This window comes from Streptomyces sp. SM11, assembly GCF_002910905.1.
Lineage (GTDB): Bacteria > Actinomycetota > Actinomycetes > Streptomycetales > Streptomycetaceae > Streptomyces.
Map to the genome: position 1 here is coordinate 17,313 of NZ_NEUE01000200.1, position 20,964 is coordinate 38,276.

A 20,964-nucleotide genomic window follows, 5' to 3' on the forward strand; every position below is an offset into this window, starting at 1 on the left:
CCCGGCTCCCGCTCCGGTCCCGGTCAGCGGTAGCCGGTCGGCGTCAGCGGCAGCCGGTCAGCGGTAGGCGCGCTGGAGCGCGTGGCCGATTTCCGTCCTGAGCGGCTCGCGCAGCTCCGGGGCGTCCACCCGGTCCACCCGGATGTCCGTGCAGCCCACCCAGGCCGCCGCCTCCACCAGGGCCTCGGCCATCGGGACCACTGCCTTCGGGCCCGCCAGCGATGCCTGTCGGGCGACCAGCGTGGTGCCCTCGCGCGCCGGGTCGACCCGACCCTGGAGCTTTCCGCCCGCCAGCAACGGCATCGCGAAGTAGCCGTGGATCCGCTTCTGCTTGGGCACGTAGGCCTCCAGCCGGTGCGTGAAGTCGAAGATCCGTTCCGTGCGAGCCCGCTCCCAGATCAGGGAGTCGAACGGCGACAACAGCGTCGTACGGTGGCGTCCGCGCGCCTCCTTCGCCAGGGCGTCCGGGTCCGCCCAGGCCGGCTTCGCCCAGCCCTCCACCACGACCGGGACCAGCCCCGAGTCCGCCACCACGGCGTCGAACTCCTCGCCCCTCAGCCGGTGGTAGTCCGCGATGTCGCTGCGGGTGCCGACGCCCAGCGACTTGCCCGCCAGCGCGACCAGCCGCCTCCGGCACTCGGCGTCGCTCAGCTCGTCGTGCAGCAGGGCATCCGGAATGGCGCGCTCGGCCAGGTCATAGACCCGCTTCCAGCCGCGTCGCTCGGTGCACACCACCTCGCCGTACATCAGGGCCCGCTCGACGGCGACCTTGGACGCCGACCAGTCCCACCACTCGCCGCCGTTCTTCGCGCCGCCCAGCTCGGTCGCCGTCAGCGGCCCCTCGTCACGCAGCTGCTTGATCACGGTGTCGTACGAGCCGTCGGGCAGATCGTGGTGCCAGTGGGGGCGGGAGCGGTAGGCGCGGCGGCGGAACGCGAAGTGCGGCCACTCCTCGACGGGCAGGATGCACGCGGCGTGCGACCAGTACTCGAAGGTCCGGCCGCCCGACCAGTAGGCGTCCTCCACCGTCCGGCGGCTCACCGGGCCGAGCCGGGCGTAGGGGATCAGCTCGTGCGAGCGGGCCAGCACCGAGATCGTGTCCAGCTGGACGGCGCCGAGGTGGCGCAGCACCCCGGGCACCCCCGCCCGGCGGTCCGGAGCCCCCAGGAAGCCCTGGGCGCGCAGCGCGATGCGGCGGGCATGGTCGGCGGAGAGTTCGACTGCGGGAGGAGGCACAGGCGTCATACGGGGAACCCTAGACGGCGCCACTGACAGTCCGGCCTCGGATTCCGCCCGCCGATCACGCGGTCATCGTCCGGATTACGGGGTTCCGCCGGACCGCGGGGCACGGCGCTCGGGGACGTACGGGTCGGTGCTCGCGAGCCCCAGGTCGGACGGGATCAAAGCCGCCGTCCAGGCGTCGCACCGCACCCCCTTGTTCAGCAGCCCGGACCGCTGCTCGCCCTCCAGCCGGAACCCCGCCCGCAGGGCGACGGCCCGCGAGCCCAGGTTGCCGATCTCGGCCCGCCACTCCAGCCGGTCCGCCCCGAGCGAGGTGAAGGCCCAGCGGGCGGAGCCGAGCACCGCCTCGGTGACGTATCCGCGGCCTCGGTGCTCCCTGGTGGACCAGTAGCCCACCTCGTACGTCCCGGGCCGGCTGCGGCGGTCGATGCCGAGCGCCCCGACGAGCGCCCCGGTCTCCGTCAGGACCAGGGCGAAGCCGTACGAGGAGTCGTCCTGCCAGCCCGCCGGGGAGAGCTTCGTGGTGAACAGTTCCGCGTCGGTGAGGCGGTACGGGGAGGGGATCACCGTCCAGCGCTGGATGTCCGGGTCCTGGCAGGCGGCGTGCACCCGGTACGTGTCCTGCGGGCCGAAGGGCCGCAGGAGCAGTCGTTCCGTGGTGAGAGTGATCGGCTCCATGGACCGATTCTCGTGACCCCGCTCCCGCGATGCGAGCACTTTTCGGGCTTCCCGGCACCTTCCGTGCGTTTGGACCGTTGTCCTATGAGGGTGCGGCGAGGTCCACGCGACGGCAGCCCTCCCGACGCGGTGGTGTCCTCGCTTACGATGGCCGTTGCGGTGGGGCCCACCTGCCGTGCCCGCGCCAGAGTCCATTACACGACCCAGTGCCAGGCCCGACCGGCAAGGAGACCAGCCTCAGTGTCCGTCTTCAACAAGCTCATGCGTGCAGGCGAAGGCAAGATCCTGCGCAAACTGCACCGCATCGCGGACCAGGTCAGCTCCATCGAAGAGGACTTCGTCAACCTCTCCGACGCCGAGCTGCGGGCGCTCACCGACGAGTACAAGGAACGGTACGCGGACGGCGAGAGCCTGGACGACCTGCTTCCCGAAGCGTTCGCCACGGTCCGTGAGGCCGCGAAGCGCGTCCTCGGACAGCGCCACTACGACGTACAGATGATGGGCGGAGCCGCCCTGCACCTCGGTTATGTGGCCGAGATGAAGACAGGAGAGGGCAAGACCCTCGTCGGCACCCTGCCCACGTATCTGAACGCGCTCTCCGGCAAGGGCGTGCACCTGATCACGGTGAACGACTATCTCGCCGAGCGTGACTCCGAGATGATGGGCCGGGTCCACAAGTTCCTCGGGCTGAGCGTCGGCTGCATCGTCGCCAACATGACGCCGGCCCAGCGCCGCGAGCAGTACGCCTGCGACATCACGTACGGCACGAACAACGAGTTCGGCTTCGACTACCTCCGCGACAACATGGCGTGGTCCAAGGACGAGCTCGTCCAGCGCGGCCACAACTTCGCCGTGGTCGACGAGGTCGACTCGATCCTCGTCGACGAGGCCCGTACGCCGCTGATCATCTCCGGCCCGGCCGACCAGGCCACCAAGTGGTACGGCGACTTCGCCAAGCTGGTTGCCCGCCTCACCAAGGGTGAGGCGGGCAACCAGCTCAAGGGCATCGAGGAGACCGGCGACTACGAGGTCGACGAGAAGAAGCGGACCGTGGCCATCCATGAGCCCGGTGTCGCCAAGGTCGAGGACTGGCTCGGCATCGACAACCTCTACGAGTCGGTGAACACCCCGCTCGTCGGTTATCTGAACAACGCCATCAAGGCCAAGGAACTGTTCAAGAAGGACAAGGACTACGTCGTCATCGACGGCGAAGTCATGATTGTCGACGAGCACACCGGCCGTATCCTCGCCGGCCGCCGCTACAACGAGGGCATGCACCAGGCGATCGAGGCGAAGGAAGGGGTGGACATCAAGGACGAGAACCAGACCCTCGCCACGATCACCCTGCAGAACTTCTTCCGCCTCTACGGCAAGCTCTCCGGCATGACCGGTACGGCGATGACCGAGGCCGCCGAGTTCCACCAGATCTACAAGCTCGGTGTGGTGCCGATCCCGACGAACCGGCCGATGGTCCGTGCCGACCAGTCGGACCTGATCTACCGCACCGAGGTCGCCAAGTTCGCCGCGGTCGTCGACGACATCGCCGAGAAGCACGAGAAGGGCCAGCCGATCCTGGTCGGCACCACCTCGGTCGAGAAGTCCGAGTACCTCTCGCAGCAGCTCTCCAAGCGCGGTGTCCAGCACGAGGTCCTCAACGCCAAGCAGCACGACCGGGAGGCGACGATCGTCGCCCAGGCGGGCCGCAAGGGCGCCGTCACCGTCGCGACGAACATGGCAGGCCGAGGCACCGACATCAAGCTCGGCGGCAACCCGGACGACCTCGCCGAGGCGGAGCTGCGCCAGCGCGGCCTCGACCCGGTGGAGAACGTCGAGGAGTGGGCGGCCGCGCTGCCCGCCGCGCTGGAGCAGGCCGAGGAGGCCGTGAAGGCGGAGTTCGAAGAGGTCAAGGACCTCGGCGGGCTCTACGTTCTCGGTACCGAGCGCCACGAGTCGCGCCGTATCGACAACCAGCTGCGCGGCCGTTCCGGCCGTCAGGGCGACCCGGGCGAGTCCCGTTTCTACCTGTCGTTGGGCGACGACCTGATGCGCCTGTTCAAGGCCCAGATGGTCGAGCGCGTCATGTCGATGGCGAACGTTCCGGACGACGTCCCGATCGAGAACAAAATGGTCACCCGCGCTATCGCCTCCGCCCAGTCGCAGGTCGAGCAGCAGAACTTCGAGACGCGTAAGAACGTCCTGAAGTACGACGAGGTGCTCAACCGGCAGCGCGAGGTCATCTACGGCGAGCGCCGCCGCGTCCTGGAGGGCGAGGACCTTCAGGACCAGATCCGGCACTTCATGGATGACACGATCGACGACTACATCCGGCAGGAGACCGCCGAGGGCTTCGCCGAGGAGTGGGACCTGGACCGGCTGTGGGGCGCTTTCAAGCAGCTCTACCCGGTGAAGGTCACCGTCGAGGAGCTGGAGGACGCGGCCGGGGACCTGGCGGGCGTCACCGCCGAGTTCATCGCCGAGTCGGTCAAGAACGACATCCACGAGCAGTACGAGGAGCGCGAGAACACGCTCGGCTCCGACATCATGCGTGAGCTGGAGCGACGCGTCGTCCTCTCGGTGCTCGACCGCAAGTGGCGCGAGCACCTCTACGAGATGGACTACCTCCAGGAGGGCATCGGCCTGCGGGCCATGGCGCAGAAGGACCCGCTGGTCGAGTACCAGCGCGAGGGCTTCGACATGTTCAACGCCATGATGGAGGGCATCAAGGAGGAGTCCGTCGGCTACCTGTTCAACCTGGAGGTCCAGGTCGAGCAGCAGGTCGAGGAGGTTCCGGTGCAGGACGGTGCCGAGCGCACCTCGCTGGAGAAGGAGGGCGCCGCCGCTGCCCCGCAGATCCGCGCCAAGGGCCTGGAGGCCCCGCAGCGGCCGGACCGGCTCCACTTCTCCGCTCCCACGGTGGACGGCGAGGGCGGTGTCGTCGAGGGCGACTTCGCCAACGACGACGACGGCGCGCGGTCCGGCTCCTCGGACGGCATGACGCGTGCGGAGCGCCGCAAGGCCCAGAAGAGCGGCGGCGGCGGCGGTCGTCGTCGCAAGAAGTAGCACCGGCGGCAGTACCGCTGCAGGGGCCGGACACCACGGGGTGTCCGGCCCCTGCCGTGTCTGCCGGGTCACCGGGGGCCCGGGGCGCCAGCCGTGAGGCGTTCGCCGCCCAGTTCCACCGCGGCGCAGCGCCAGCGCTGGTCGGGGCCCTGTTCCAGGCGGAAGGCCATCGCCCGGATCCGGTCGCCCGCGGCGATGCTGGCAAACGCCTCGACCACGCCGGTGGCGGGCTGGGCCCCGCGGCAGTGGCGAAGAACGGGGCGGCTGCCCCGGGAGGCCCCCAGCGGGGTGCTCGGGGCCAGCTCGGCGAGCTGGTCGTAGGCCTCGCCGATGGTGTGGCCGAGCATCCAGTGCACCGGGCGCTGGCCGCTGAGGACCGCGAGCAGGCGTTCGGCGAACCACTGGTGGGGCCGTTGCGGCCGGTGGGGCTGCTGCCTGCGGGACCGCTGCGGGGGTACCGACCGGGGACCGCTCTGGTCGCGTCGGCCGGCGGGCCTAGTCCTGTCCGTGCTCATGATCATCGCCCCCGTTGACCGGGCCCGGTATCTACCGGGCGGTAACTTGTGTTGGGGATCTTCTACTGGGGCGGTCGTCAGCGACGCAAGGGGCCTTTGCGCGCCGAGCGGGTACGGGCGGTTTCACCTATTCGTGGCTCGACCCTTGGGGGGCAAGGGTGAGGGCGGGGGTGACGTGGCTTCGACCGTGGACGGACGACCCCGGTTGCCGAAACCCGAAAGGGGACGTTCCCACGTATCCTGAGGACGTTTCCCTCTACGAAAGCGACCTGCTCATGCGCGTGTACGTCCCCCTGACCCTCTCCGGTCTCGCAGCGGCGCACGGTGCGGGCGAGGTCGGCCCCGGGCCGCTGACCGCCTACGCGGTGACCCCCGGGCTGCGCGAGTGGTACGTCTCCGACGACATCGAGGAACTGGAGTACGCGGCGCTCAACCGGGCCGCCGCCGCCTCGCTCCGGATGATCGCCGGGAACCCGGACGAGGTGCGCCGCCGGGTCGTCGTGGCCGTCGACGTACCGGACGGGGCCGCCGTCGCCGACCCCGATCAGGGGCTGAGCACGGCATCGCTCGGCGAGGTGCGGATCGCCGCCGCGCTGCCGCTGGCCAAGGCCGCGGCGGTGCACGTGGACGCCGACGACGCGGAGAAGGACGTGGCCGCCGCGGCGGCAGCCCTGGGGGCGGCAGACCTCGGCGACGACGACGCGCAGTTCACCGTGGACGGCGCCGAGGACCACGAGCTGCTCTGGTTCGGAGTCCAGGAGATTCCGCAGCTCATCGGCTGAGCGGCGGCGTTGTCGTACCCGGCGGGTACTTTTTCTGTATGACTTCGGGGACGACACGCACACATCTGGTCTGGGACTGGAACGGCACGCTGCTCGACGACACCCATGCCGTCATCCGGGCGACGAACGCCGCGTTCGCGGAGGTCGAGCTGGCGCCGATCACGCTGGAGCAGTACCGGGAGATGTACACCATCCCGATACCCCGGTTCTACGAGCGGATCCTGGGCCGGCTGCCCACCGAGGCCGAGTGGGAGCGGATGGACGGCATCTTCCACCGGTACTACGCGGAGCAGCGGGTGGCCTGTGGGCTCACGGCCGGGGTGGAGGAGCTGCTGCACCAGTGGCAGCGGGCCGGTCGTAGTCAGTCGCTGCTGAGCATGTACGGGCACGAGCAGCTGGTGCCGGTGGTGCGGGGATACGGCATCGAGCCGCGGTTCGTCCGGGTCGAGGGGCGTACGGGGCCGTCCGGCGGGAGCAAGGCGCTCCACATGGAGCGGCACTTCGCGGCGCTGGCCGGTGTGGACGGGATCGTGCCGGAGAACTCGGTGGTCATCGGGGACGCGCTGGACGATGCGGTGGCGGCGGCGCATGTGGGGGCTCGGGCCGTGCTGTACACCGGGGGGTCGCACAGTCGGAGCAGTCTGGAGGGGGCGGGGGTGCCGGTGGTGGACAGCCTGGGGGAGGCGGTGGCGTTGGCGGAGACGTTTTCCGCGTAGGGGGTGGGCCTGGGCTGTGTGGTGGCCGTGGTGCGGGCCTTTCGGGGGCGCTGCCCCTGGCCCCGGTCCTCAAGCGCCGGACGGGCTGGAAGGGTGTGCCGGACGGGCTGGGGGTGCGCGGGCGGGGCTGTGAGGGTGCGGGCGGACGGGCTGGAAGGTGTCCTCAAGCGCCGGACGGGTTTGAGGGTGCGCCGGACGGGCTTGAGCGCAGCACCTTCAGGAACTCTCGCATCCAGGCCGGGTGGTCCGGCCAGGCTCGGGAGGAGACCAGGGGGCCGTCCACGACCGCCTCCGTGTCCTGGAAGGTCGCGGCCGCGCTCTGCATGTCCGGTTCCAGGGCCGGGTAGGCCGTGACGTTGCGGCCGCTGAGGCTGCCGGTGGCGGCGGTGATCAGGGGGCCGTGGCAGATCTGCGCCACCGGGCGGTCCGCGGAGAAGAAGGCGCCGACGATCTTCCGCAGCTCGGCGTTGTTGCGGAGGTACTCGGGGGCACGGCCGCCGGGGATCACCAGGGCGATGTAGGCCCCGGGGTCGACCTCGGAGAAGGACAGATCGGCGGGCCAGGTGTAGCCGGGCTTCTCCGTGTACGTGTCGAAGCCGGGCTCGAAGTCGTGGACCACGAAGCGCAGCGTCTTGCGCTCGGGGGCCGCGATGTCGACCTCGTACCCCTCCTCCAGCAGCCGCTGGTACGGGTAGAGGACTTCGAGCGACTCGGCGGCGTCGCCGGTGACGATGAGGATCTTCTGCGGCATGGCGGGCTCCTCGGGGCCGGTGGCCCCGATGGCGTGCCGAGGGCCTGAATCCGTGCGGTACGGACAGACTGCCCCGGTTTCGGGAGTTCGCCAAGGCGGCGCGGCGCACTGTCCAGAGTGTCAAAGTTCGAGGGGTTCTTTTGTACACAAGCAGCTCATGACGCGGCGGGGTATGAGGGCGATAGCCTGGTGCCGTGATCAGCGCGATACGCCTCGGGGGCAGCGAAGCCCCCGGCCGCCGCCCGGAGTGCCACAGCACCCGGGCGATCCGCGATCTCCCGACTCCGGACCAGCTGCCGAAAATGGCCGATGTGGTCCCGGGTATCTCTCGAAGCGGCATAGCGTCGACCCAGACCGGAAACCCCGCGTCGTGGCGGGACGCCGCTTTTCTCACCTACGTCACGCAACGGCGCGCGACAGGAGCCAGAGGACATGCAGACCAAGTTGGACGAAGCCAAGGCCGAGCTGCTCGCAGGGGCCGCCAAGGTAGCTGACAACGGTCCGGGCGGTGGTGTCGGTGGCCCGGGAGGTGCACCCCGGGCGCGGATTGCCGCTGCCGGGGCCGACAAGAGCGCCCGTGCTGGTCAGGACAGCGTGCTCGCCTACCTCCAGCGCTACTACCTGCATACGGCTCCGGAGGACCTCAGCGGCCGTGACCCGGTCGATGTCTTCGGCGCCGCCGCCTCGCACTACCGGCTGGCCGAGAATCGTCCGCAGGGCACCGCGAACGTCCGGGTGCACACCCCGACCGTCGAGGAGAACGGCTGGACCTGCAGCCACTCCGTCGTCGAGGTCGTCACCGACGACATGCCCTTCCTGGTGGACTCCGTCACCAACGAGCTGTCCCGGCAGGGGCGCGGCATCCACGTCGTGATCCACCCACAGGTCACGGTCCGTCGCGATGTCACCGGAAAGCTCATCGAGGTCCTCTCCGGCGGACCCGGCATCCCGAACAGCACCAGGAACACCAAGGGCCGCAAGGGCGGCAAGGACGAGCTGCCGCACGACGCGCTCGTCGAATCCTGGATCCACGTCGAGATCGACCGGGAGACCGACCGCGCCGACCTCCAGCAGATCTCCGCCGACCTGCTGCGTGTCCTGTCCGACGTACGGGAAACCGTCGAGGACTGGGGGAAGATGCGCGACGCCGCCCTTCGGATCGCCGACGACCTGCCCGGCGAACCGCTGGACGACCTCGCCGACGAGGAGGTCGAGGAGGCCCGCGAGCTGCTGCGCTGGCTGGCCGCCGACCACTTCACCTTCCTCGGCTACCGCGAGTACGAGCTGAAGGACAGTGACGCGCTGGCCGCCGTGCCCGGCACCGGGCTCGGCATCCTGCGCTCCGACCCGCACCACAGCGAGGACGAGGCCCACCCGGTCAGCCCGTCCTTCGACCGGCTGCCCGCCGACGCCCGCGCCAAGGCCCGTGAGCACAAGCTCCTCGTCCTGACGAAGGCCAACAGCCGGGCCACCGTGCACCGCCCCAGCTACCTCGACTACGTCGGTGTGAAGAAGTTCGACGCCAAGGGCAACGTCGTCGGCGAGCGCCGCTTCCTCGGGCTGTTCTCCTCCGCCGCCTACACCGAGTCCGTGCGCAGGGTGCCCGTCATCCGCCGCAAGGTCGCCGAGGTGGTGGAGGGCGCGGGCTTCTCGTACAACAGCCACGACGGCCGCGACCTGCTCCAGATCCTGGAGACCTACCCGCGCGACGAGCTGTTCCAGACGCCCGTCGACCAGCTCCGCTCCATCGTGACCTCCGTCCTCTACCTCCAGGAGCGCCGCCGCCTGCGGCTCTACCTGCGCCAGGACGAGTACGGGCGCTACTACTCCGCGATCGTCTACCTCCCGCGCGACCGCTACACCACCGGCGTGCGCCTGCGGCTGATCGACATCCTCAAGGAGGAGCTCGGTGGCAACAGCGTCGACTTCACCGCCTGGAACACCGAGTCGATCCTCTCCCGGCTGCACTTCGTCATCCGGGTCCCGGCCGGCACCGAACTGGCCCATCTGACGGACGCCGACGCGGACCGCATCGAGGCCCGCCTCGTCGAGGCCGCACGCTCCTGGGCCGACGGGTTCCAGGAGGCGCTCAGCGCCGAGCTGGGCGAGGAGCGCGGCGCCGAACTCCAGCGCCAGTACGGCCACTCGTTCCCCGAGGGCTACAAGGCCGACCACTCGCCGCGCGCCGCCGTGGCCGACCTGGTCCATCTGGAGACCCTCAAGCAGGGCGAGAAGGACTTCGCCCTCAGCCTGTACGAGCCGGTCGGCGCGGGTCCCGGCGAGCGCCGCTTCAAGATCTACCGGACCGGTGAGCAGGTCTCCCTGTCCGCCGTCCTCCCGGCACTTCAGCAGCTCGGCGTCGAGGTCGTCGACGAGCGGCCGTACGAGCTGCGCTGCGCCGACCGTACGCACGCCTGGATCTACGACTTCGGGCTGCGGATGCCCCCGGCCAACGGCAACGGCGGCTACCTCGCCGACGACGCCCGCGCCCGCTTCCAGGAAGCCTTCGCCGCCGTCTGGAAGGGCGAGGCGGAGAACGACGGCTTCAACGCGCTGGTCCTCGGCGCCGGGCTGAACTGGCGCCAGGCCATGGTGCTGCGCGCCTACGCGAAGTACCTGCGGCAGGCTGGGTCCACCTTCAGCCAGGACTACATGGAGTCCACGCTCCGCAACAACGTCCACACCACCCGGCTGCTCGTCTCGCTCTTCGAGGCCCGGATGTCGCCCGGCCGCCAGAGCGCCGGCACGGAGCTGACCGACGGGCTCCTGGAGGAGCTGGACGGGGCCCTGGACCAGGTCGCCTCGCTGGATGAGGACCGGATCCTGCGGTCTTTCCTCACCGTCATCAAGGCCACCCTGCGCACCAACTTCTTCCAGCACACGGAGGACGGCACGCCGCACTCCTACGTCTCGATGAAGTTCGACCCGCAGGCCATCCCGGACCTGCCCGCGCCCCGCCCGGCGTACGAGATCTGGGTCTACTCGCCGCGCGTGGAGGGCGTCCACCTGCGTTTCGGCAAGGTCGCCCGCGGCGGGCTGCGCTGGTCGGACCGGCGCGAGGACTTCCGTACGGAGGTCCTCGGCCTGGTCAAGGCGCAGATGGTGAAGAACACCGTCATCGTGCCCGTCGGAGCCAAGGGCGGCTTCGTCGCCAAGCAGCTCCCGGACCCGTCCGCGGACCGGGACGCCTGGTTCGCCGAGGGCATCGCCGCGTACCGCACGTTCATCTCCGCGCTGCTCGACATCACCGACAACATGGTGGCCGGCGAGGTCGTGCCGCCCGTCGACGTCGTCCGGCACGACGAGGACGACACCTACCTCGTCGTCGCCGCCGACAAGGGCACCGCGAGCTTCTCCGACATCGCCAACGAGGTCGCCGTCGCGTACGGCTTCTGGCTCGGCGACGCGTTCGCCTCCGGCGGCTCGGCCGGCTACGACCACAAGGGCATGGGCATCACCGCCCGGGGTGCCTGGGAGTCCGTCAAGCGGCACTTCCGGGAGCTGGGCCACGACACCCAGACCGAGGACTTCACCGTTGTCGGCGTCGGCGACATGTCCGGCGACGTGTTCGGCAACGGCATGCTGCTCTCCGAGCACATCCGCCTCGTCGCCGCCTTCGACCACCGGCACATCTTCATCGACCCCAACCCGGACGCCGCCACCTCGTACGCCGAGCGGCGCCGGCTCTTCGACGTGCCCCGCAGCTCCTGGGCCGACTACGACACGGGCCTGCTCTCCGCGGGCGGCGGGATCCACCCGCGCAGCGCCAAGTCGATCCCGCTCAATTCGCACATCCGCGAGGCGCTCGGCATCGACCCCTCGGTGAGCAAGATGACGCCCGCCGACCTGATGCAGACCATCCTCAAGGCCCCCGTCGACCTGGTGTGGAACGGCGGCATCGGCACGTACATCAAGGCCGTCCCCGAGTCGAACGCCGACGTCGGCGACAAGGCCAACGACGCGATCCGCGTCAACGGCGAGGACCTGCGGGCCAAGGTTGTCGGCGAGGGCGGCAACCTCGGCGCCACTCAGCTCGGCCGGATCGAGTTCGCCCGGAACGGCGGCCGGATCAACACCGACGCGATCGACAACAGCGCCGGTGTGGACACCTCCGACCACGAGGTGAACATCAAGATCCTGCTCAACGGTCTGGTCCGGGACGGCGACATGACCGTCAAGCAGCGCAACAAGCTGCTCGCCGACATGACCGACGAGGTCGGCACGCTCGTCCTGCGCAACAACTACGCGCAGAACGTCGCGCTCTCCAACGCCTCCGCCCAGGCCCCGTCCCTGCTCCACGCCCAGCAGCGCTTCATGCGCAGGCTGGAGCGCGACGGCGCCCTCGACCGGGCGCTGGAGTTCCTGCCGGCCGACCGGCACGTCCGGGAGCTGCTGAGCAACGACAAGGGGCTCAGCCAGCCCGAGCTGGCCGTGCTGATCGCCTACACGAAGATCACGACGGCGGACGAGCTGATCGCCACCGTCCTGCCGGACGACCCGCACCTGCAGAAGCTGGTGCACGCCTACTTCCCGAGCGAGCTGCGCGAGCGGTTCCCCGAGGCGGTCGACGGGCACGCGCTGCGTCGCGAGATCATCACGACGGTCCTGGTCAACGACACGGTCAACACCGCCGGTTCGACCTTCCTGCACCGGCTGCGCGAGGAGACCGGGGCGTCGATCGAGGAGATCGTGCGGGCCCAGTTCGCGGCCCGCGAGATCTTCGGCCTGTCCCGGGTGTGGGACGCCGTCGAGGCGCTCGACAACAAGGTCGCCGCCGATGTCCAGACCCGGATCCGGCTGCACTCGCGGCGGCTGGTCGAGCGTGGTTCGCGCTGGCTGCTGGGCAACCGGCCGCAGCCCGTCGCCATCGCGGAGACCATCGAGAGCTTCCGGGACGGTGTCGCGCGGGTCTGGGACGAGCTGCCGAAGCTGCTCAAGGGCGCGGACCTGGACTGGTACCGCTCGATCCTGGACGAGCTCACCGCGGTGGGCGTCCCGGACGAGCTGGCGGTGCGGGTGGCCGGGTTCTCCTCCGCCTTCCCGGCGCTGGACATCGTGGCCATCGCCGACCGTACGGGCCAGGATCCGCTGGAGGTGGCCGAGGTCTACTACGACCTCGCGGACCGGCTGCGGATCACTCAGCTGATGGACCGGATCATCGAGCTGCCGCGGGCCGACCGCTGGCAGTCCATGGCCCGCGCGTCCATCCGCGAGGACCTGTACGCGGCGCACGCGGCGCTCACCTCGGACGTGCTGAGCGTGGGGAACGGGTCCTCCACGCCGGAGCAGCGGTTCCGGGCGTGGGAGGAGAAGAACGCGGCGATCCTGGCTCGGTCGCGGTCGACGCTGGAGGAGATCCAGGGGTCGGACGCGTTCGATCTGGCGAATCTGTCGGTGGCCATGCGGACGATGCGGACGCTGTTGCGTACGCACGTGTAGCCGTCGGCGTACGTCTGTGGGGGCCGGTGCCGTCGGTGGTGCCGGCCCCCTCGGCGTGGGGATTTGTCCTCAAGCGCCGGACGGGCTGGATTCGGCCGGTCGGGCTGGATTCGGCCGGGCGGGCCGAGGATGGTGCGGGCACGGAACCGTGCGGGCGGTTAAGGGCTATTTGCGTTTGGTGAAGGCCTCGTACGCCGCCACCACTTCCTTCGCCGGGCCGTCCATTCTCAGGGTGCCCGCCTCCAGCCACAGGGCCCGGTCGCAGGTCTCGGTGATCGATCTGTTGCTGTGGCTGACCAGGAAGACCGTGCCGGCCTCGGCGCGCAGTTCCTTGATGCGGTCCTTGCTGCGGCGCTGGAACTTCGCGTCGCCCGTGGACAGTGCCTCGTCGATCAGGAGTACGTCGTGGCTCTTGGCCGCCGCGATGGAGAAGCGGAGCCTCGCGCCCATGCCCGAGGAGTACGTGCGCATCGGCAGCGTGATGAAGTCGCCCTTCTCGTTGATGCCGGAGAAGTCGACGATCTCGTCGTAGCGTTCGCGGATCTGCTCACGTGTCATGCCCATCGCGAGTCCGCCCAGCACCACGTTCCGCTCGCCGGTCAGGTCGCCCATCAGCGCCGCGTTCACGCCGAGCAGTGAGGGCTGGCCCTGGGTGTGGACCTGGCCCCGCGTCGGCGGAAGCAGGCCCGCGACGGCCTTGAGCAGCGTCGACTTGCCCGAGCCGTTCGAGCCGATCAGGCCGATCGCCTCGCCCTTGTACGCGGCGAAGCTGACGCCCTTCACGGCGTGCACCTGGCGGGCGCCGGGGGTCGCGCGGCGGGTGGTGAGCCGGCTGAGCGCCGAGGTGGCGCTGCCCTTGCCCGTACGGGCGCCATTGACCGTGTACGTGATGTGGACGTCGTCGACGACGACCGTCGGGACACGGTGGTCCCCGGAGGAATCCTTGAGGTCAGCCACGTCCGTAGGTCTCCTCGGCCTTCCAGAAGTACACGAATCCGGCCACGCCGCAGAGCAGCGCCCAGCTCGCCGCGACCGCCCACGCGTACGGCGGCAGCTGCGCCCAGGTGTAGCTGTCGATGAGCGCGTACCGCATGAGGTTGATGAAGAGCGCCGCCGGGTTGTACTCCAGCGCCACCATCACCGCGTGCGGCACCCGGTCGCCCTTGAGCAGGTGGTCCAGGCTCCACATCACGCCGGAGGAGTACATCCAGGTCCGCAGCACGAACGGCGTCAGCTGTGCGATGTCCGGGGTCTTCGCCGTCAGCCGGGCCACGGCCATCGACACCCCGGTGTTGAACACCGCCTGGAGCGCGAGCGCCGGGACGGCCAGCAGCCAGGACGGGCGCGGGTACTGGCCGAATGCCAGCAGGATCACGGTCAGCGCGCCGAGCGAGAACAGCAGCTGCTGCAACTGCTGGAGGGCGAGGGCCGCCGGCAGCGAGGCACGCGGGAAGTGCAGGGCCCGCACCAGGCCGATGTTGCCGCTGATCGCCCGCGTGCCCGCGGTGATCGAGCTGGCGGTGAAGGTCCAGATGAAGACCCCGGTGACCAGGAACGGGACGAAGTCCTCCACCCCGTGCTTGGTGTTCATCAGGACGCCGAAGATGAAGTAGTAGACCGTCGCGTTCAGCAGCGGCGTCATGATCTGCCAGATCTGGCCGAGCTTCGCCTGGCTGTACTGGGCGGTCAGCTTGGCCGTCGCGAACGCGGCGATGAAGTGCCGCCGCCCCCAGAGCTGCCGGATGTAGGCGGGCAGGGTTGGCCGGGCGCCGCTGACCGTCAGGCCGTGCCGGGCGGCCAGGGCGGCCAGCTCACCGGGTGCGTAGGTGGGGACGTCCTGGGCGGGGGCGCTCACCGGGGACGGCGGAGCTGCTGTCTGGCTCACCACGAACGATCGCTTTCGACGGAAGCGGGAGGGGGGGCGAAACGACGGAACGACGGAACGACGAAATGGCGGAACGATACGGTCCCGTAGGGACGCCCTCGTTGGGACGGGACCGTATCGTCGTAACGCTGAGAGTAGGACGCTTCTACGTCGCAACGCAACCGTTTCGTCGCGGCCGACTATCATGCGGGCCATGACCACCGAACGGGGAACCCGCCGCCGCGCCCCCGCAGGCGCCGCCGTCCTGCGCGAGGACGTGACGGACGCCATCCGCGCCGCCGTCTTCGAGGAACTCGCCGCGGTGGGGTTCGCCCGGATGTCCATCGAGGGCATCGCCCGGCGCGCGGGCGTCGGCAAGACCGCGGTCTACCGCCGCTGGAAGTCCAAGCTGGCGCTCGTCCTCGACCTGGTCGCGGCCGTCGCCGCACAGGGGATGCCCGCCCCGGCCACCGGTTCGCTGTACGGGGACGTGCGTGCCGTCCTCGAACTGGCCGCCTACGCCCTGCGCCACCCGGTCGCCTCCCAGGTCATCCCGGACCTGCTGGTCGAGGCGGTCCGCAATCCGGAGATCTCCGAGGCGATCAAGGCTGCCCTCCTGGACCAGCAGCAGGGCGTCGCCGCCGTGGTGGTGAGGGAGGCGGTGGCCCGGGGGGAGCTGCCGGAAGGAAGTGATCCGGACCGGGCGCTCGACCTCATCGTCGGACCGCTGTACTGGCGGCTCGTCGTCGTCCGCGGTGAACTGCCGAAGGGCTACCTGGACGATCTGGCCGCCTCGGCGGTCGCCGCCCTCAAGCACGCATGAGGGAAGCCGGGCGGGCTTGAGTACGTCCGAGAATCCGGGCCCTCAAGCACGCCTGAGGAAGCTCAGCCCGCCGGCACCCGCGCCAGCACCTCGCCCGTGCGCGGGCTGAACGTCATCACCGTCGCGTTGTCGGGCAGCCGCTGGAAGCGGGTCAGCAGCAGCCAGCGCACCCCGTACCGGGCGGTGATCCCGTCCCGCCGGGCCTGCGGGGTCGACACGTCGAGGTAGGCGGCCACCGCCCGGCTCCTCTCCCGCCGTTCCGTGTGCGCGAGCCCCGCGTCCGGCAGTGCGTCGGCCAGCACGTACGCCCCGTGCCCGGCCAGCGCGTACATCGCCGGGCGGCTGTCCGTCAGGACCACCTCGCCCGGGGGTACGTACGCGGTCGCCCAGGCGTACGGCTCCCCGGCCGCCCGCACCCCCTCGACCGCCGGAGGCCCCGTGGTCCGGCCGTCGGCGGGGGTGCGCGCGGCGGTGAGCCCGTTGTAGTACGGCCACAGCGCCGCCACGGCCACCGCGCACACGACGGCGAACGCCCACCGCCGTACGGTCGGCCGGATCCGGGTCCGTGTCCGGACCGCGATCAGGGCGAGGCATCCGACCGCCGCGCCGATCGCCGTCGGCGGGTGGACCAGCAGGACGAGCCCGAGCATCGCGCCGATCCCGGCCGTCTCAGCCCACCGGGGCGTCCGGCCGGGCTTCGGATCGCCGGGGCGGGCGGCCCTCGCGGCCGCGTGGCCGGTCCACGCCCACAGATGCAGCGTGACCGCGACCGCGAACGTGCTCGGCGCGCTCCAGCGGGCCGGGTCCGCCCAGTGGATCAGGGCGAGCGGCACCAGCAAGAGGACCGGAACCCAGCGGTTCGGGGTCAGCAGCCGGGTGAGCCGGCCGATCCCGGTGAGCAGGAGCAGCAGGTTCACCGACGCGGCCAGCGCGACGACGGACGGGCCCGAAAGCCCGGTGGCGCGGGCGGCCAGGCCCTGGAGCAGCGCGTACGGGGAGTAGTGGGCGCTCGCCACGGCGGGCAGGTCGGTCATCGGGAACGCCGGGTGCAGCAGGTTCACCCGCAGCCGTTCGACGACCGCCGCCTGGAGCCCGGCCTCGCAGCACAGCGGGGCCTGCCAGGCCGCCGCCGACAGCACCGCCCACAGCAGTCCGCCCAGCACGAGGTACGGCGACGGCAGCCACAGGGGCGACGGGGCCGCCCCGTCGGCCCCGTCGCCTCCGGCCTCGGCGGGCGGGATGCCGGAGGAGGGGATGCCGGAGGACGGGGCGGAGGAGGCAGCGGAGAAGAGGGGCACCTCTCATGGGTTCCGTGCGGCGGGGCCGCTCTCCCCGCCGCCACCCGTCCGAGGGATTCCCCGCGACGGCTGCCGTGACGCTACGGAGTGTCGTCGGGCGTGTCCGCCAGGAGCCGGTCCGCGACCCGGGCCGCCGCGCCGCCGTCGTCCAGGTCGCAGTAGTCGCGGCGGAAGCTCTCGTACGCGTCGGCGTGCCGGGCCGCCAGCGACCCGGTGTCGCGCAGCGCCTGGGCCACCTCGTCCGTCGTGACCAGCAGCGGCCCCGGTGCCCGGGTCTCGAAGTCCAGGCAGAAGCCGCGCACGGTGTCGCGGTAGTGCTCCAGGTCGTACGTGTGGAAGAGCATCGGCCGGCCCGTCAGTGCGAAGTCGAACATCAGCCCCGCGTAGTCCGTCACCAGGACGTCGGCCACCAGCAGCAGCCCGGCCGCCCCCGGGTGCCCGGACACGTCGAGCACGCCGGGCCCGGTAGGGACGGAGCCGGTGACCAGGGGGTGGCGGCGCACCAGCACCGTGTGGCCGGGGCCGAGCGCCCGCGCCAGGGCGCCCGGGTCGAGCGCCGGGTCCCAGCGGTACGGGCCGGGGGCCGTGCGGTCGGCGGAAGCGGCCGGGGAATGGGCCAGGTGGTCGCGGTAGGTCGGGGCGTACAGCACGACACGGTGCCCCTGCGGGATTCCGAGCCCGCGCCGCACCTCCTCGGCGGCCTTGTCCCGGTCGGGCGGGAACAGCACGTCGTTGGCGGGCGACCCGGCCTCCAGCACCTCGCCCGCGTACCCGAGCGACCGGCGCAGCCACGGGGTGGCGAAGCGGCTCGGGGAGACCAGTACCGACCACTGGGCCGACCGCCGCGGCAGAGTGGCGAGGTGCTGGTGGTCGGCGTAGAGGGTGTTCGCCAGGCCGCCGCCGAACCGGCCGAGCGGGGTGCCGTGCCAGGTCTGGACGACCGTCTGCCCCGGGCGCCGCTCGAACCACCCTGGCAGCTGCTCGTCCGTGACGATCCGGCGGGAGCGGGCCAGCGCCTCGTACCAGGCGGCGCTGTGCACGGCGACGGCCCGCGCGCCGGGCGGGACGTGGGTGGTGCGGCCTGGGGCGGTACCCGTGACCCACAGGTGCTCGGTCTCCGTGCCCCGGCGCACGAGCTCGGCGTGCACGGCGCGCGGGGAGTCGCCGCCCGCGTAGAGGACGGTGTCACGGAGCGTGAGGCTCGTGCGCCGGTCGCGGTAGTGCGCGGCGCGCAGGAGCCGCCTGCCGTACGCACTGCGCCCGGCGGCCGCCGCCGTCGACTCCGGCCCCGCGACCACCGACAGCCGGTCGCCGTGCCGCCGCTCCGGTCGAAGCGCGTTCTCGCCGCCGCCGCAGGGCAGGTGCGCGGCGGCGGAACCGAGGACGCGTACGGGGCGGCCGTCCAGGCGCACCTCCCAGCGGCCTTCCGGGAGCGGCGGGAGGATCAGCGCGGAGAACCGGCCCGGGGCGCCGTCGGCCGCCCCGCCCGGAGTCCCGTCCGAAGCCCCGTTCACGAGAGGCTCCATCACTGTCTCCGCGGCCGTGACCGTCTCGTGCAGCGTCTCGTGACGCAGGACGAGGCGGCTGCCGGAGCCCTCCGGTCCGCCGTCGGCCAGCCGCTCCCGGGTGTACGCCCCCCGGATGCGCAGCCCCCCCTCCGCCACGCGCTCCACCCGGTCCGCGTACGGGTGCCCCGCCAGGTCCAGCACCAGGTCGCCAGCCGGGTCCGCGTACGCGGGCGGCGGCAGGTCCGGGGCGGCGGGCAGCGGTACCCGGGTGCCGTCGGCGAGCAGCAGCCGGACGCGCCACCGTGCCCCGCTCTCCGCCTCGACCTCGCGGGGAGCCCGGTGCGGGGCGGGCGGGGCTCCGCCGAGTTCGGCGAGCGGCACGCGCACCGTGAACGCGACCGCGTGCGCCTCGTCCGCTCCGCGCGCCCCGTCCGCGTTGTCCGCGCTGTCCGGCCTGTTCGACCCGTGCACCCCGCGCACCCCCGCCTTCGAGGGCTCCGCACCAGTCCCGCCCGCCCTGCCTGCCCCGTCCGTCCTGCCTGCCTTGTCCGTACCACCGGTCCCGGTGGCCCCACCGCCCCCGCCGGCCTCCGTGTACTCCACGGGGCAGGAGCGCTCCTCGCTCCCGTCGCGTGTCAGCAGCAGCGCTTGGGGCCTGGCTCCGCCGAAGAGACGGCCCGTGAGCTCCAGCGAGGCCCTTTCCGGCTCGACGCCCCCCTCCGCCGCGACGGACCGGTGCCCCTCGGCCCGTGCCCGCAGCCGCGACACGGTCAGCCGGAGCCGGCCGTCCCGGTAGTCGAGCACCGCCCGCCGCCCGTCGCCCAGGTCGTGCGCCAGCGGCTGGTCCGCGCCCGCGTCCGGTGCGCGCACCGCCACCCGGCGGACCGCCCCGGGCCCGGCGAGAACCAGGCCGACCAGCCAGCCGCTCCCCGCCGTCGCGGGCAGCCGGTCAGGGTCGAGGACCATCTCGAAGCCTGCGTGGTCGTAACCATGCAGCTCCTGACCGGAGTTCACCGTCGCCTCGGGCGCGGACACGGAACGCACCGGCACCGGCCGCACCTGCCTTCCCCGCTCCGCCCGGACCATGCCCACCGTGAGCCGCTGCCGGGCGGAGGAGGCGGGAAGGTTGCGCAGATACGCGTACCCGCGCAGCCGCAGCTTCCCGTCCGCACCCCAGCGCGCATCCAGCAGCCGTGCCACCGCCGGGATGTCCGTGCGCGCGAGCCGGGCGCTCGCGGCGCGTACGCCGGGGTACACCGCACGTCGCCGCCCCGGGGGCCCCTCGACGGCGAACGTGCCCGCCCCGTTGACCCGTTCGAAGGCGAGGACCGCCAGCAGCTCGTCCAGTCGCCGCTCCCGCACCAGCGACCACTTGACGCGCAGCTCCACGGGCAGCCCCTCCAGCGCCCCCGGTCCCGCCCGGTCGACGAAGGCTCCGGCGCCCTCCAGGAACGCCGCCCGGTACGCCTCGCCGCCCATCGGCAGCCCGTCCAGGAAGTACCCGAAGTCGTCGCGCAGACAGGACGCGTCGTATGCCCGCCGCTGCGCCGCGTCCCGGCCGCCCAGGAACGCGCTGACCTGCTCGCACGCGGCGATCCGGTCCCGTACGCCCGTGACGTCCGTACGACGCCGGGTGATCGAGCCCTCCCGCACCCGCCAGTAGTAGACGTGCTCGTGCAGGACGTCGACGGACCCGGCGAGATGGTGCGCGGGGATCATCACCGGGGTGTCCTCGTACAGCTTGCCCTCGGGGAAGGCGAAGGCGTGCGCGTCCCAGAAGGAGCGCCGGAACACCTTGTTCCACGCCACCCGGTCGGCCAGCAGGCGCGGATCCCGGGTGATGTGGGTACGCGGCCGGTGGCCGGTCAGCCAGCGGTACTGCCAGGCCTGCTGCCGCCCCCGTCCGGTCAGCCGCCACACATTGCCGGTCACCAGATCGGAACCGGTCGACTCCAGCGAGGCCGTCATCCGCTCGTACGCGTCGTGCACGACGATGTCGTCGCTGTCGGCGAACGCCAGGTAGGGCACGGTGGGGGTGGTGTGCCGGACACCGGTGTTGCGGGCGGCGCTCAGGCCGGCGTTCTTCTGCCGCACCAGCCGGAAGCGGCTGTCCCGCGCGGCGAACTCCGCCGCGATCCGGGCACTGCCGTCCGTCGAACCGTCGTCGACCATGACCACCTCGATCGCTTCGAGGGTCTGTTCCGCCACCGACCGCAGGCAGTCCTCAAGGTAGGCCTCGACGTTGTGGACGGGGACGACGACGCTGAGGAGTGGCTTCATGTCCTGGT

13 protein-coding genes are annotated in these 20,964 nt (G+C 71.5%); 5 read left to right on the forward strand and 8 right to left on the reverse strand.

Annotation, left to right across the window (positions count from 1 at the left end):
- Positions 1–57: 57 nt before the first annotated feature.
- Positions 58–1,245: a winged helix-turn-helix domain-containing protein gene (locus B9S58_RS18725; RefSeq protein ID WP_103533272.1), complete on the reverse strand. Its 1,188-nt coding sequence runs from the start codon at positions 1,243–1,245 to the stop codon at positions 58–60.
- A gap of 75 nt (positions 1,246–1,320) precedes the next feature.
- Positions 1,321–1,920, reverse strand: coding sequence for a GNAT family N-acetyltransferase (locus tag B9S58_RS18730; protein WP_103533273.1), 600 nt, complete (start codon positions 1,918–1,920; stop codon positions 1,321–1,323).
- Positions 1,921–2,160: 240 nt separating this feature from the next.
- Here B9S58_RS18730 and secA point away from each other — a divergent pair, with 240 nt between their 5' ends.
- The gene (gene secA, locus B9S58_RS18735; protein WP_103533274.1) at positions 2,161–4,980 is read left to right on the forward strand and encodes a preprotein translocase subunit SecA; all 2,820 of its coding nucleotides are present in this window, start codon (positions 2,161–2,163) and stop codon (positions 4,978–4,980) included.
- Positions 4,981–5,048: 68 nt separating this feature from the next.
- Here the strand turns inward: secA and B9S58_RS18740 are convergent, their stop codons facing one another.
- Positions 5,049–5,495, reverse strand: coding sequence for an Rv3235 family protein (locus tag B9S58_RS18740; RefSeq protein ID WP_103533288.1), 447 nt, complete (start codon positions 5,493–5,495; stop codon positions 5,049–5,051).
- Between the two features lie 275 nt (positions 5,496–5,770).
- Between B9S58_RS18740 and B9S58_RS18745 the strand changes: the two genes are divergently transcribed.
- The gene (locus tag B9S58_RS18745; RefSeq protein ID WP_103533275.1) at positions 5,771–6,277 is read left to right on the forward strand and encodes a DUF6912 family protein; all 507 of its coding nucleotides are present in this window, start codon (positions 5,771–5,773) and stop codon (positions 6,275–6,277) included.
- A gap of 38 nt (positions 6,278–6,315) precedes the next feature.
- On the forward strand, positions 6,316–6,993 hold the full coding sequence (locus tag B9S58_RS18750; protein ID WP_103533276.1) for an HAD family hydrolase: 678 nt from the start codon (positions 6,316–6,318) through the stop codon (positions 6,991–6,993).
- A 163-nt stretch (positions 6,994–7,156) separates the two neighbouring features.
- Here the strand turns inward: B9S58_RS18750 and B9S58_RS18755 are convergent, their stop codons facing one another.
- The gene (locus tag B9S58_RS18755) at positions 7,157–7,744 is read right to left on the reverse strand and encodes a DJ-1/PfpI family protein (RefSeq protein WP_103533277.1); all 588 of its coding nucleotides are present in this window, start codon (positions 7,742–7,744) and stop codon (positions 7,157–7,159) included.
- A 432-nt stretch (positions 7,745–8,176) separates the two neighbouring features.
- Between B9S58_RS18755 and B9S58_RS18760 the strand changes: the two genes are divergently transcribed.
- Entirely contained in the window at positions 8,177–13,183 is a 5,007-nt protein-coding gene (locus B9S58_RS18760; protein WP_103533278.1) for an NAD-glutamate dehydrogenase, read from the forward strand.
- Positions 13,184–13,348: 165 nt separating this feature from the next.
- Here the strand turns inward: B9S58_RS18760 and B9S58_RS18765 are convergent, their stop codons facing one another.
- On the reverse strand, positions 13,349–14,140 hold the full coding sequence (locus B9S58_RS18765; protein ID WP_103533279.1) for an ABC transporter ATP-binding protein: 792 nt from the start codon (positions 14,138–14,140) through the stop codon (positions 13,349–13,351).
- A complete protein-coding gene (locus B9S58_RS18770; RefSeq protein ID WP_181009369.1) occupies positions 14,133–15,038 on the reverse strand; it encodes an ABC transporter permease in 906 nt (301 codons plus the stop codon). Before B9S58_RS18770 ends, B9S58_RS18765 begins: the two co-directional genes overlap by 8 nt.
- A gap of 223 nt (positions 15,039–15,261) precedes the next feature.
- On the opposite strand from B9S58_RS18770, the gene B9S58_RS18775 reads away from it, so the two are divergent.
- Positions 15,262–15,870 (forward strand): TetR/AcrR family transcriptional regulator, encoded by a 609-nt coding sequence (locus tag B9S58_RS18775; protein ID WP_181009367.1) that lies wholly within the window; start codon positions 15,262–15,264, stop codon positions 15,868–15,870.
- A gap of 62 nt (positions 15,871–15,932) precedes the next feature.
- On the opposite strand, the gene B9S58_RS18780 is transcribed toward B9S58_RS18775, so the two are convergent.
- Positions 15,933–17,168: a hypothetical protein gene (locus B9S58_RS18780; RefSeq protein ID WP_103533281.1), complete on the reverse strand. Its 1,236-nt coding sequence runs from the start codon at positions 17,166–17,168 to the stop codon at positions 15,933–15,935.
- An 80-nt stretch (positions 17,169–17,248) separates the two neighbouring features.
- Complete coding sequence (locus B9S58_RS18785; RefSeq protein ID WP_103533282.1) at positions 17,249–20,956, reverse strand: CDP-glycerol glycerophosphotransferase family protein; 3,708 nt, start codon at positions 20,954–20,956, stop codon at positions 17,249–17,251.
- Positions 20,957–20,964: the final 8 nt, after the last annotated feature.